We start from the raw sequence: 12823 nt of genomic DNA on the forward strand, positions 1-12823 counted from the left end.
GTAATGCAACAGCAAAAACCGCTGGAAGGCGCGCAGCTGGTCATCATGACCATTGCGCTGTCGCTCGCGACGTTCATGCAGGTGCTGGATTCCACTATCGCCAACGTGGCGATCCCGACCATCGCCGGTAACCTTGGCTCATCGCTGAGCCAGGGGACCTGGGTCATCACCTCGTTCGGGGTCGCTAACGCCATCTCCATTCCGATCACCGGGTGGCTGGCCAAGCGCGTGGGCGAGGTGAAGCTGTTCCTGTGGTCCACCACCGCTTTCGCCATCGCCTCCTGGGCCTGCGGCGTCTCCAACAGCCTGACGATGCTGATCTTCTTCCGCGTCATTCAGGGGATTGTTGCCGGGCCGCTGATCCCGTTGTCGCAAAGTCTGTTGCTCAGCAACTATCCGCCGGCGAAACGCTCTATCGCCCTGGCGCTGTGGTCGATGACGGTGATCGTCGCCCCCATCTGCGGCCCGATCCTCGGCGGCTATATCAGCGATAACTACCACTGGGGATGGATCTTCTTTATCAACGTGCCCATTGGCGTGGCGGTGGTGCTGATGACCCTGCAGACCCTGCGCAACCGGGAAACCAAAACCGAACAGCGGCGTATCGACGGCGTCGGCCTGGCGCTGCTGATCATCGGTATCGGTAGCCTGCAGGTGATGCTGGACCGGGGTAAAGAGCTGGACTGGTTCTCCTCCAATGAAATTATCATTCTGACCATCGTGGCGGTGGTGGCGATAAGCTTCCTGATCGTCTGGGAGCTGACCGACGATAACCCGATTGTCGATCTGTCGCTGTTTAAGTCGCGCAACTTCACCATCGGCTGCCTCTGTATCAGCCTGGCCTACATGCTCTACTTCGGGGCCATCGTGCTGCTGCCGCAGCTGTTGCAGGAGGTCTACGGCTACACCGCGACCTGGGCCGGCCTGGCGTCAGCGCCGGTGGGGGTGATCCCGGTCATTCTGTCGCCGATTATCGGCCGCTTTGCGCATAAGCTCGATATGCGACGGCTGGTCACCTTCAGCTTTATCATGTACGCCGTCTGCTTCTACTGGCGCGCCTGGACCTTCGAACCGGGGATGGATTTTGGCGCCTCGGCGTGGCCGCAGTTTATTCAGGGCTTCGCGGTAGCCTGCTTCTTCATGCCGTTGACCACCATCACCCTCTCCGGCCTGCCGCCGGAACGGCTGGCGGCGGCGTCGAGCTTGTCGAACTTCACCCGTACCCTTGCCGGCTCCATTGGGACCTCGATCACCACCACCCTGTGGACCAACCGCGAGGCGCTGCACCATGCGCAGCTCACCGAATCGGTGACGCCGTTCAATCCCAACGCGCAGCAGATCTACGATCAGCTGCAGGGGATGGGAATGACGCAGCAGCAGGCGTCCGGCTGGATAGCGCAGCAGATAACCAACCAGGGACTGATTATCTCCGCCAACGAAATCTTCTGGATCTCAGCGGCCATTTTCATCCTGCTGTTGGGACTGGTGTGGTTCGCCAGACCCCCGTTCAGCGCCGGCGGCGGCGGCGGCGGCGCGCACTAAGCCTCACATTAAGGGACCTGCGGGTCCCTTTTTTACGGCGTCAGGTTGTCCAGTTCTCGCTAGTTTCTGTCTCGTTTGCGAAAGCCCGCCAGCCGGCGCTCGGGCAGGATAGAGGCTGACTATTAAGGAGAACACTATGCTGAGCCATCCTGCTGAAAAGTACCGTCCCTATCCGCCGATTACCCTGCCCGACCGCCGCTGGCCGGACCGGCAAATCAGCCACGCCCCGCGCTGGCTGTCGACCGACCTGCGCGACGGCAACCAGGCGCTGGCGGAGCCCATGGACAGCGCCCGCAAACTGCAGTTCTGGGATCTGCTGCTGGAGTGCGGCTTTAAAGAGATTGAGGTCGCCTTCCCTTCCGCCTCGCAAACCGATTTCAACTTTGTCCGCCAGCTGATTGACGAACAGCGCATCCCGGAGGAGGTCACCATCCAGGTGCTGACCCAGGCGCGGGACCCGCTGATCCTGCGCACCTTTGAAGCGCTGCGCGGCGCCCGCCGGGCTACCGTCCACCTCTACAACGCCACCGCGCCGCTGTTCCGCGAACTGGTTTTCGGTATGGACAAGGCCGAGGTGATCGCCCTCGCGACCCGCGCCACCCGGCTTATCCGCCAGCAGTGCGAACAACAGCCGGAGACCCGCTGGCAATATGAATATTCGCCTGAAACCTTCTGCTTCACCGAGCCGGCGTTTGCGCTCGAGATTTGCGAAGCGGTGGCGGACGTCTGGCAGCCCTGCGCCGAGCGACCGATGATCGTCAATCTGCCGGCGACGGTGGAGGTCAACACCCCCAACGTCTATGCCGATCAGATCGAGTACTTTTGCCGCCACTTCTCCCGCCGCGGCGAGGTCTGCATCAGCGTGCATCCTCACAATGACCGCGGTACCGGCGTCGCCAGCGCCGAGCTGGCGGTGATGGCCGGCGCCGACCGGGTGGAAGGCTGCCTGTTCGGCAACGGCGAACGCACCGGCAACGTCTGCCTGGTGACGCTGGCGATGAACCTCTACAGCCAGGGCGTCGATCCTGAGCTTCGCTTCGAGCAGATGAACCGGGTGGTGGAAGTGGTGGAAAACTGCAATCAGATCCCCGTGCACCCGCGCCACCCGTGGGCGGGAAGTCTGGCCTACACCGCTTTCTCCGGTTCCCATCAGGATGCGATCAAAAAAGGGTTTGATGCCCGTCAGCCTGGCGACCCATGGCGAATGCCCTACCTGCCCATTGACCCGCAGGATATTGGCTGCAGCTATGAGGCGGTGATCCGCGTCAACAGCCAGTCGGGGAAAAGCGGCAGCGCCTGGCTTATCGAACAAAATCATGGCTTGAAGCTGCCCCGCGGGCTGCAGCAGGACTTCAGCCAGCACGTTCAGCAGGCCACCGATAGCGACGGCAAAGAGATGACCCACCATGCGCTGTGGCAGCTGTTCCGCACGCGCTACGGGCTGCAGGCGCAGCCTGCGCTGACGCTGGTCGATTATCAGAGCGCCAGCCAGCAGGATGGTCAGCTGTCCCTGCAGGCGACGCTACGTCACCACGGCGAAACCCGACGCCTGCAGGGCCAGGGCAACGGCCTGCTCTCCGCCGCCGCCAGCGGCCTCAGCGCGCTGTTTCGGCAGCCGTTTATGATCAAGGACTATCATGAGCATACCCTCGGCGCGCGCAGCGACAGCCGGTCGGTGGCCTATATCCGCTGCGTTTTTCCGCAAGGAGAGAGCTACTGGGGCGTGGGTATCGATAATGACGTGGCGCGCGCCTCGCTGCAGGCGCTGTGCAATGCGCTCAGCGCCGCCGATCAGGCCGGCGGACGAAAATAGTCGCTGGGGGCGACGCCCATCACCCGACGAAACATGGCGCTGAAGGCGCTGTGGCTGCCGTAGCCCAGCTCCAGCGCCACCCGCAGGACGGAGTGGCCCTGCGCCAGGCGAATCAGCGCTTCCATTAGCTTCGCCCGGCGCACCCACTCGCGCCACGTCAGGCTAGTCTGCTGCTGAAAATGGCGGTTCAGGGTTCGCTCGCTCATGCTGCACGCCTTCGCCGCCTGGCTGCTGCTCCAGACGTCGCCCGGCGCCTCGCGCACCTGCTGACACAGCCGGCGCAGCGTTTCGCTTTGCGGCTCCGGCAGGCCAAACGGCAGGATCGCCATCCCGCGGATCTCATCGAGGATCAGCTCATAAATCCGTTCGTCGCGGCTGGCGGGGGCATAGCGCTCGGCCAGCGCCAGGGAAGAGACGATCAGTTCCCGCAGCAGCGGCGTGATCTGGACGATCTGGCAGCCCGCCGGAAGATCGGCGCGCGCCAGCGGATCGATAAACAACGTGCGCGCCGCGACGTTGCCGGTCATGCGCAGCGCGTGGGGCGTTCCCGCCGGCAGCCAGACGCCGCGCCCGGGCGGCACCACCCAGTAGCCTGCCGGCGTCGCCACCCGCACCACGCCGCTTAAAATATGCAGCAGCTGGGCGCAGTCATGCTGATGCCAGTCTTCCTGGTCACCGTGAGCGTAATCATGGGCAAAGGGCACCAGCGGGCGGTGCTGAAAGGAGAAGGTGGTGGTGGTCGTCATGGCGGCGTCGGGAGAGCGGCCCGGCGACAGGCGTCGGGCCGCGGCGGAAGCACTAGATGTGCAGTTCCTGCAGTTTTTCTTTCGGCAACGCCAGTTCGTCGTTGCTGTTGATGCGCACATCGCGCTCAATGATATGACGAGCGATCTCCTGCGCCTCTTCCAGCGAGTGCATGGTATAGGTCCCGCACTGGTAGACGTTCAGCTCCGGGATCTGGTTCTGATCTTGCACCTTCAGCACGTCGGCCATCGCCGCTTTCCAGGCGTCGGCGACGCGCTGCTCGTCCGGCGTACCAATCAGGCTCATATAGAACCCGGTGCGGCAGCCCATCGGCGAAATGTCGATAATTTCCACGCCATTCCCGTTCAGGTGATCGCGCATAAAGCCGGCGAACAGGTGCTCCAGGGTGTGGATACCGCGCTCCGGCATCACTTCCTGGTTCGGCACGCAGAAGCGCAGATCGAATACGGTGATTTCATCGCCATGCGGCGTGTTCATTTTCTTCGCGACACGCACCGCTGGGGCTTCCATTCGGGTATGGTCGACTGTGAAACTATCTAACAACGGCATTCGTCACCTCCGGGAGTGAATTTTTTTAAAATAAAATGAACTCTTTGTTCAGCCGCGAGTCTCAGTATATGAAAGACGCGCATTTATTATCATCATCATCCCTGAATCAGAGATGAAAGTTTGGCCACAGTGATGTGGCCTTTTTCTTTTCCAGCGCTACGCGTGCCGCGCCAACAGCGCCTCAAACGGCTCGCTGTCTTCCGCTTCTACTTTCTTCTGTCGCGCCACCGACGCGTCGCGCTCGGCGATGAAATCTTCTTCGCTCAGGATCTCCAGCGGCTCTTCACGCAGCTGGGTCCGGTAACGATCGGCCAGCGCACGGCCGGTTCCGCCAATCCCTTCTTCAATCATAGAACGCAGAATGCGGGCTGAGAAGGTTAATTCCGGATCGTCAAAACAGGCCAGCAGCTCATCGCAGACCTGTTGATAGGCCTCGCCGCCGTGAATGCTATCCAGCGTCTGCGCCACGCGGCGTAAATCGCGGAACAGATCTTTACCTACCTGCGCCAGCGGGAACTGCGCGCTTTCGCAGCCGATGCCCAACGTTAAGCCCGGCTTACGGCCTTCCAGAATCACCCGATTCCAGTTGGTGCGAGTGCACAGCAGCTCATCGCTGCTCATCTCCGGCGCGTCGGCCAGCGCGCACCAAACCATAAACAGATCGAGGAAACGCACCTGCTGGGCGTCAACGCCGATCGGCGAGAACGGGTTGATATCCAGCGAACGCACTTCAATGTACTCAATGCCGCCGCGCAGCAGCGCATCGGACGGGGTTTCGCCCCGACGGGTGACGCGTTTCGGGCGGATCGGCGCATAGAGTTCGTTTTCAATCTGCAGGATATTGCTGTTGATCTGCAGATACTTACCGTCTTTTTCCAGCCCGATTTTGGCGTACTCTTCCGACGGCGTTTTAATCGCGCGCTTCAATCCTGCCACATACTCGTGCAGATCGTTAAACGTAATTCCGAGATTGCTTTGCGACTTATTGGTATAACCGAGGTCGCTGAGGCGCAGCGAGGTGGCGTACGGCAGGTAGTACATGCCGTTGCCCGTCTCCTCAAAGGGCAGCGACGTCGGCTTTCCTTGCAGGAATGAAGAGCAAATCGCCGGCGAGGCGCCGAACAGATACGGGATCACCCAGCCAAAGCGATAGTAGTTACGAATCGTGCGGAAATAGCCTGCCGAAATGGCCTCTTTCCCGCTTTCTGCGTCTTCCACACCGCACTTCGCCTGCCAGAACGTCATCGGCAGCGAGAAGTTATAGTGCACGCCGGAGATAGTCTGCATCAGCGCGCCGTAGCGGTTCTTCAGCCCCTCGCGATACAGCGTTTTCAGGCGTCCCACGTTAGAGGTGCCGTACTGCGCCAGCTCAATATCCTGACCGGGGGCGATATAGCAGGGCATGCTCAGCGGCCACATCCGCTCGTCACCAAGCTGACGCGCGGTATAGCGATGGACATCGCGCATAAAGGTCAGCATATGCTCAATATCGCCGTCCACCGGCGTAATAAACTCGAGTAAAGCTTCGGCAAAATCGGTGGTAATCCATTTATGCGTCAGCGCTGAGCCTAACGCCAGAGGGTGACCGGTCGTCGCCAGCGTACCGTCTGCGTTCACGCGCAGCGTCTCCCGCTCCAGACCACGTTGAATACCCTGCAGGGCCTGCGGATGTTTTTCCAGCCAGGCCAGCGCCTGTGATACGTCCGGGATCAATTTGACCTCCCGCCTGTCGAAATCGTTTGAATAAGCATAATTGTAATGGATGAACTATCAGTCCAATTAGTGCCACCACGTCATGCCCTGAAGCGTCGCTGCCGCAATGACGATATAGCGCAGCGCCTTTCCAAGGCATAAGAAAAAGAGTACCGGTCCCCAGGAAATGCGCATCCATCCCGCCAGCAAACACAGTAAATCGCCGACAACCGGCGCCCAGCTTAGCAACAGCGTCACCGCGCCGTAGCGCTTAAGCCAGCCGGCCGCCCGCTCCTGCCAGCGCGAGGTTTTACGCAGCGGAAACAGGCGCCCCAGAATAACGTTAGTTACCCCTCCAAGGCTATTGCCGATTGTTGCTATTAATACTAACCACCACGGATGACTAACCCCCGTAAGAAGCATCGCAACCAGCACAACCTCCGAATTGCCGGGAAGCAGCGTGGCGCTTAAAAAGCTACTGGCAAACAGCGAGAGGAGTGACAGCGCGTCGCTCACAGCAAACGCACGTCTACAGCGTCCATTCCCGCGCGCTTCGCCGCCTGCAGACCAAAGTCGGCATCTTCGAAGACCACGCATTTTTCCGGCGCGACGCCCATGCGCTCGGCGCACAGCAGGAAGGTATCGGGCGCGGGTTTATGGTTGACCACATCATCGGCCGCCACCACCGCGGAGAAGTAATGACGCAGGCCCAAGTGCGCCAGCAGCGCTTCGGCGACGGCGCTTTCACTACCGGTGCCGACCGACATCGGGCGACGGCCGTGCCACGCTTTGACCACCTCGATCAGCGGCAATGGGCGTACGCTATCCAGCAGCATCGCCTTAACGGCCAGGGTTTTTTCCTGCGCCAGGCGATGTGGATCGAGATCCGCCTGGTTGAGTTCAATAATCGCCTGGGCAATCCGCCAGGTCGGTGAGCCATTGAGGGCGACCATCGCCTGTTCGTCGAAACGCATACCGTAGCGGCCCAGCACCTCGTTCCATGCCTGACGGTGGGTCGGCTCGGTATCGAGGATGGTGCCATCCATATCAAAGATCAGTCCTGCGTAACCTTCGTACATCGTCTTCTCACCAACCGGTTAATGAATGGTTACTGTAACGCAAAAGCCGGTCGTTGTCGCGGCCAGCGGCGCAGACGACAAAGGCGCCCACAGGCGCCTTCAGGCATCAGACCGGATAGCCGGCCTTATTTAATACGCAGATCGTTTTCGACCATTCGCACACCCTGCACCCGACGGGTGACTTCCACCGCCCGTTTAGCGCTTTCCGCGGAGGAGACAAATCCGCTCAGCTGGACGCGGCCTTTAAAGGTCTGGACGCTGATTTCAGAGGACTTGATGTCTTTATCGTTAAAGAGCGCCGTTTTCACCTTAGTGGTCACCACGGTATCGTCAATGTAACCGCCGGTACTTTCTTTGGTGGACGAACCGGCACAGCCAGCGAGGACCGTCGCCACCAGCAGCGTCGCGCAAAAAGCAGGTATTGCTTTGAACCATTTCATGGATTTCTCTCCTTGCATTTATCTCAGCCTGATAACGCTGATATACAAGGATAAATTATAGTGGAAAGCGCGGCTTGCCAATAAAAAAGTCGGATGAAACTGGGATGAAAAACGCGGTTATCGGGATGGCGAGGGAAGCGTGAAGAGGGTGCCGTTGCTTACGCAACGTTATCCGCCCTGGTGCTGGCGATAATTTCGCAGACCATGAAACAACATTTTCGCTGTTACTAAGGAGAATATGGTGCATCCGGGAGGATGACTCGGCTGCGCCTCGCCCTTCGGGCCGTTGCTTACGCAACGTTATCCTCCCTGGTACTGACGATAAATTCGCAGACCATGAAACAACATTTTCGCTGTTGCTAAGGAGAATATGGTGCATCCGGGAGGATTCGAACCTCCGACCGCTCGGTTCGTAGCCGAGTACTCTATCCAGCTGAGCTACGGATGCATCGGGAAAGCGATTGTACTGCGGGGTTACTCTCCTGGCGCTGACGATAATTTCGCAGACCATGAAACAACATTTTCGCTGTTGTTAAGGAGAATATGGTGCATCCGGGAGGATTACTCGGCTGCGCCTCGCCCTTCGGGCCGTTGCTTACGCAACGTTATCCTCCCTGGTACTGACGATAAATTCGCAGACCATGAAACAACGTTTTCGCTGTTGCTAAGGAGAATATGGTGCATCCGGGAGGATTCGAACCTCCGACCGCTCGGTTCGTAGCCGAGTACTCTATCCAGCTGAGCTACGGATGCATCAGAATAACTAGTTTACTACAGAATTCATCTGAATAATCAGAATCAGGCAAGAATGGTGCATCCGGGAGGATGACTCGTCTACGCCTCGCCCTACGGGCCGTTGCTTACGCAACGTTATCCTCCCTGGTGCTGGCGAAAATTTCGCAGACCATGTAACAACGATATTGCTGTTACTAAGGATAATATGGTGCATCCGGGAGGATTCGAACCTCCGACCGCTCGGTTCGTAGCCGAGTACTCTATCCAGCTGAGCTACGGATGCATCGGGAAACTTGCTTTACTACGCGTCAGTGTCACAACTAACACATGCCACACTGAGTATGACGGCCTAATCGGTAGAGTGACTCGATTATGCCTCGCACTGCGGGCCGCTGCTTTCACAGCGCTCTTCTCTCTTCATTCAGAAAGAAGATGGTGCATCCGGGAGGATTCGAACCTCCGACCGCTCGGTTCGTAGCCGAGTACTCTATCCAGCTGAGCTACGGATGCAAAATGGCGGTGAGGCGGGGATTCGAACCCCGGATGCAGCTTTTGACCGCATACTCCCTTAGCAGGGGAGCGCCTTCAGCCTCTCGGCCACCTCACCACACACGCCTCTTTCGAGTGCTTCGAAGAACTTGTTTCTGCTCTTCGTCGCTGCGATGGCGCACATATTACTTTCTGGTACTTATAAGTCAAACACTTTTTCGAGACCTTTTTTCGTTTGCACACTTCGCACGCAATTCGCGTGCAAAAACGGCAAAAAGGGCAATTTATCAACAGGAAATCAGCCCTGACGCAGGCATAACGCCAAACGACCAAAGCAGCAAAGGGTGATGAAAAGCGGTATGGCGCAGGGGAAAAAACAGAAAAAGAGAAAAAGCGGCGGTAAGTGATGCGCCTCACTGAACAGCGAGGCGCGGAAACCTTAGTAACTGGACTGCTGGGATTTTTCAGCCTGAATACGCTGGTAGATCTCTTCACGGTGAACAGATACTTCTTTAGGGGCGTTTACGCCAATACGAACCTGGTTACCCTTCACCCCTAAAACTGTCACAGTGACCTCATCTCCAATCATGAGGGTCTCACCAACTCGACGAGTCAGAATCAGCATTCTTTGCTCCTTGAAAGATTAAAAGAGTCGGGTCTCTCGTATCCCGGCATTATCCATCATATAACGCCAAAAAGTAAGCGATGACAAATACCTTACGGTATAAGCAGTCATGGCATCACATTCTGTTAAACCTAAGTTTAGCCGATATACACAATTTCAACCCGACTTTATCGTTATCGGTGTTTCTCGCGCAAGGTGCCATTTCCCTGAGGTTACGGCACCTATACCCGTCATACTTCAGGTTGCATGTGTGTTGGCTTTCCTCGCTCCCCCCAGTCACTTACTTGAGTAAGCTCCCGGGGATTCGCTGCGTCGCCGCCTTCCTGCAACTCGAATTATTTAGGGTATATGCGCTTATAGTTATTACAGTTTTGCGCTGACCCAGCCTTTCACACTGGCTAACGCTGCAGGGAGAGCAGACGCATCGGTACCACCGGCCTGCGCCATATCCGGACGACCGCCCCCTTTACCGCCCACCTGCTGAGCGACCATACCAACCAGCTCCCCTGCCTTCACGCGATCTGTCACATCCTTAGACACACCGGCAATCAGGGAAACTTTACCGTCTGCGACCGTAGCCAACACCACAACCGTCGAACCCAGCTGGTTCTTCAGGTCGTCAACCATGGTACGCAGCATCTTCGGCTCCACGCCGGCCAGTTCGCTGACCAGCAGCTTAACGCCGTTAATCTCTTCCGCTTTGCTGGAGAGGTTTGCGCTCTCCTGCGCCGCAGCCTGCTCTTTCAGCTGCTGCAGCTCTTTTTCCAGCTGTCGGGTACGCTCCAGCGCGGCGCGAACTTTCTCGCCGAGATTGTGGCTGTCGCCCTTCAGCAGCTGTGCGATATCGCTGAGCTGATCGCTCTGCGCGTGCAGCATGGCTATCGCGCCCTCACCGGTCACCGCTTCGATACGGCGCACGCCAGCGGCGGTACCGGACTCAGACGTGATGCGGAACAGGCCGATATCACCGGTACGCGCCGCGTGAGTCCCGCCGCACAGTTCAGTGGAGAAGTCGCCCATCTGCAGCACGCGGACGCGGTCATCGTATTTCTCGCCGAACAGCGCCATGGCGCCGGATGCGCGCGCGGCATCGATATCCATAATGTTGGTTTCGATAGCCAGGTTACGACGGATCTGCGCGTTGACCAGATCTTCCACTGCACGAATCTCTTCCGGCTTCATCGCTTCGAAATGCGAGAAGTCAAAGCGCAGCGCTTTATCGTTGACCAGCGAGCCTTTCTGCGCCACATGGGTGCCGAGCACCTGGCGCAGCGCCGCGTGCATCAGGTGCGTCGCGGAGTGGTTCAGACGGATACGCTGACGGCGAGCCTCGTCCACATCGGCCTGCACCGCGTCGCCCACTTTCAGGGAGCCGCTGGCGACTTTACCGATATGACCAATGGCCTGGCCGTACTTCTGCGTGTCGCTGACCGCGAAGGAGAAGCCCGCGCCTTTCAGTTCGCCTTTATCGCCCACCTGGCCGCCGGACTCCGCATAGAACGGGGTCTGGTCGAGGATCACCACGGCTTCCTGACCCGCGCTGACGCTATCCACCGCTTTGCCGTCGATAAACAGCGCCGTCACTTTGCCGTTCAGCTCCAGACGATCGTAACCTTTAAATTCAGAGGCGCCGTCAACGCGGATCATCGCGTTGTAGTCCGCGCCGAAACCGCTGGACTCGCGCGCGCGGCGGCGCTGCTCTTCCATGGCGGCCTCAAAGCCGGCTTCGTCAACCTTGATGTTGCGCTCGCGGCAGACGTCCGCGGTCAGGTCGACCGGGAAGCCGTAGGTGTCGTACAGACGGAAGGCGGTTTCGCCATCCAGGGTGTCGCCTTTCAGCTTCGACAGCTCTTCATCCAGCAGCGCCAGTCCGCGCTCCAGAGTACGGGCGAACTGCTCTTCTTCGGTTTTCAGCACCTGCTCAACCTGAGCCTGCTGCTGCTTCAGCTCTTCGCCGGCGGAGCCCATCACGGCAATCAGCGGGGCAACCAGTTTCCAGAAGAAGGTGTCCTTCGCGCCCAGCATGTTGCCGTGACGGATCGCGCGGCGAATGATGCGACGCAGCACGTAGCCGCGGTTTTCATTCGACGGGATAACGCCGTCAGCGATCAGGAAGGCGCAGGAGCGAATGTGGTCGGCGATTACGCGCAGCGACTTGTTCGTCAGATCGGTGGCGCCGGTGACTTTCGCCACGCTGGCGATCAGATCGCGGAACAGGTCGATGTCATAGTTGGAGTTAACGTGCTGCAGCACCGCGGCAATACGCTCCAGGCCCATACCGGTGTCGACGGACGGCTTCGGCAGCGGCTCCATGGTGCCGTCAGCCTGACGGTTGAACTGCATGAAGACGATGTTCCAGATCTCAATGTAGCGGTCGCCGTCTTCTTCCGGGCTTCCCGGAGGGCCGCCCCAGATGTGATCGCCGTGGTCAAAGAAGATTTCGGTGCACGGGCCGCACGGACCGGTGTCGCCCATCTGCCAGAAGTTGTCTGAAGCAAACGGCGCGCCTTTGTTGTCGCCGATGCGGATGATTCGCTCGCGCGGGACGCCTACTTCATTGGCCCAGATGTCGAATGCTTCGTCATCGGTCTCGTAAACGGTGACCCACAGCTTCTCTTTCGGCAGCGCGAACCAGTTCTCACCGGTCAGCAGTTCCCACGCGTATTTGATGGCATCCTGCTTGAAGTAGTCGCCGAAGCTAAAGTTGCCCAGCATTTCAAAGAAGGTGTGGTGACGCGCGGTGTAACCGACGTTTTCCAGATCGTTGTGTTTACCACCCGCACGCACGCAACGCTGCGCGGTGGTCGCACGCGAATAATTACGTTTGTCGAGACCAAGGAAGACATCCTTGAACTGGTTCATCCCTGCGTTGGTAAACAGCAGGGTCGGATCGTTGTGCGGCACCAGGGAGCTGCTGGCAACTACCTGATGTCCCTTGCTATGGAAAAAGTCGAGAAACGCCTGACGGATCTCAGCGGTGCTCTTGCTCATAATTATCCTGAAATCAAGCTACACGTCATCCTTCAAGTCGCCTCTGTCCTGGCTGCGCTTGCTCTTCCGGCACCGAACTGACGTGCGCTGCGGAAGATAGTCT

10 protein-coding genes and 5 tRNA genes are annotated in these 12823 nt (G+C 58.7%); 2 read left to right on the plus strand and 13 right to left on the minus strand.

Annotated elements, in window-relative coordinates:
• The first annotated feature begins 3 nt into the window (after positions 1 to 3).
• Complete coding sequence (emrB, locus tag ACOI6Z_RS05675; protein ID WP_002914342.1) at positions 4 to 1542, plus strand: multidrug efflux MFS transporter permease subunit EmrB; 1539 nt, start codon at positions 4 to 6, stop codon at positions 1540 to 1542.
• A 136-nt stretch (positions 1543 to 1678) separates the two neighbouring features.
• Positions 1679 to 3355: a 2-isopropylmalate synthase gene (gene leuA, locus ACOI6Z_RS05680; RefSeq protein ID WP_065883423.1), complete on the plus strand. Its 1677-nt coding sequence runs from the start codon at positions 1679 to 1681 to the stop codon at positions 3353 to 3355.
• On the opposite strand, the gene ACOI6Z_RS05685 is transcribed toward leuA, so the two are convergent.
• The 13 genes from ACOI6Z_RS05685 to alaS form a co-directional block, all read right to left on the minus strand.
• Positions 3334 to 4101, minus strand: coding sequence for an AraC family transcriptional regulator (locus ACOI6Z_RS05685; protein WP_032456498.1), 768 nt, complete (start codon positions 4099 to 4101; stop codon positions 3334 to 3336). The two genes, leuA and ACOI6Z_RS05685, sit on opposite strands and share 22 nt — an antisense overlap.
• 52 nt (positions 4102 to 4153) lie before the next feature.
• Positions 4154 to 4669 (minus strand): S-ribosylhomocysteine lyase, encoded by a 516-nt coding sequence (gene luxS, locus ACOI6Z_RS05690; protein WP_023290759.1) that lies wholly within the window; start codon positions 4667 to 4669, stop codon positions 4154 to 4156.
• 156 nt (positions 4670 to 4825) lie between these two features.
• Complete coding sequence (gshA, locus tag ACOI6Z_RS05695; RefSeq protein WP_023290760.1) at positions 4826 to 6382, minus strand: glutamate--cysteine ligase; 1557 nt, start codon at positions 6380 to 6382, stop codon at positions 4826 to 4828.
• Between the two features lie 66 nt (positions 6383 to 6448).
• On the minus strand, positions 6449 to 6877 hold the full coding sequence (locus ACOI6Z_RS05700) for a YqaA family protein (RefSeq protein ID WP_023290761.1): 429 nt from the start codon (positions 6875 to 6877) through the stop codon (positions 6449 to 6451).
• Positions 6874 to 7440, minus strand: a complete 567-nt coding sequence (gene yqaB / locus ACOI6Z_RS05705; RefSeq protein WP_048298091.1) for a fructose-1-phosphate/6-phosphogluconate phosphatase — start codon at positions 7438 to 7440, stop codon at positions 6874 to 6876. The genes ACOI6Z_RS05700 and yqaB overlap by 4 nt, the downstream gene beginning before the upstream one ends.
• Before the next feature lie 125 nt (positions 7441 to 7565).
• Positions 7566 to 7880 (minus strand): BON domain-containing protein, encoded by a 315-nt coding sequence (locus ACOI6Z_RS05710; protein WP_023290762.1) that lies wholly within the window; start codon positions 7878 to 7880, stop codon positions 7566 to 7568.
• A 371-nt stretch (positions 7881 to 8251) separates the two neighbouring features.
• A tRNA-Arg gene (locus tag ACOI6Z_RS05715) sits at positions 8252 to 8328 on the minus strand.
• A 228-nt stretch (positions 8329 to 8556) separates the two neighbouring features.
• Positions 8557 to 8633, minus strand: a tRNA-Arg gene (locus ACOI6Z_RS05720).
• 188 nt (positions 8634 to 8821) lie between these two features.
• Positions 8822 to 8898, minus strand: a tRNA-Arg gene (locus ACOI6Z_RS05725).
• 150 nt (positions 8899 to 9048) lie between these two features.
• Positions 9049 to 9125: transfer RNA gene (locus tag ACOI6Z_RS05730), tRNA-Arg, on the minus strand.
• Positions 9126 to 9129: 4 nt separating this feature from the next.
• A tRNA-Ser gene (locus ACOI6Z_RS05735) sits at positions 9130 to 9222 on the minus strand.
• 321 nt (positions 9223 to 9543) lie between these two features.
• On the minus strand, positions 9544 to 9729 hold the full coding sequence (csrA, locus tag ACOI6Z_RS05740; protein ID WP_000906486.1) for a carbon storage regulator CsrA: 186 nt from the start codon (positions 9727 to 9729) through the stop codon (positions 9544 to 9546).
• Between the two features lie 363 nt (positions 9730 to 10092).
• Entirely contained in the window at positions 10093 to 12720 is a 2628-nt protein-coding gene (alaS, locus tag ACOI6Z_RS05745) for an alanine--tRNA ligase (protein WP_032453813.1), read from the minus strand.
• Between the last annotated feature and the right edge of the window lie 103 nt (positions 12721 to 12823).

Origin of the sequence: Klebsiella sp. C239 (assembly GCF_048822715.1) — a bacterium.
Lineage (GTDB): Bacteria > Pseudomonadota > Gammaproteobacteria > Enterobacterales > Enterobacteriaceae > Klebsiella > Klebsiella quasipneumoniae.

What these genes read in the sequence shown, in the direction of transcription:
- ACOI6Z_RS05685 (WP_032456498.1), bottom strand. Translation starts at nt 4,101, where the DNA reads ATGACGACCACCACCACCTTCTCCTTTCAGCACCGCCCGCTGGTGCCC.
- ACOI6Z_RS05710 (WP_023290762.1), bottom strand. Translation starts at nt 7,880, where the DNA reads ATGAAATGGTTCAAAGCAATACCTGCTTTTTGCGCGACGCTGCTGGTG.
- emrB (WP_002914342.1), top strand. Translation starts at nt 4, where the DNA reads ATGCAACAGCAAAAACCGCTGGAAGGCGCGCAGCTGGTCATCATGACC.
- csrA (WP_000906486.1), bottom strand. Translation starts at nt 9,729, where the DNA reads ATGCTGATTCTGACTCGTCGAGTTGGTGAGACCCTCATGATTGGAGAT.
- leuA (WP_065883423.1), top strand. Translation starts at nt 1,679, where the DNA reads ATGCTGAGCCATCCTGCTGAAAAGTACCGTCCCTATCCGCCGATTACC.
- yqaB (WP_048298091.1), bottom strand. Translation starts at nt 7,440, where the DNA reads ATGTACGAAGGTTACGCAGGACTGATCTTTGATATGGATGGCACCATC.
- luxS (WP_023290759.1), bottom strand. Translation starts at nt 4,669, where the DNA reads ATGCCGTTGTTAGATAGTTTCACAGTCGACCATACCCGAATGGAAGCC.
- alaS (WP_032453813.1), bottom strand. Translation starts at nt 12,720, where the DNA reads ATGAGCAAGAGCACCGCTGAGATCCGTCAGGCGTTTCTCGACTTTTTC.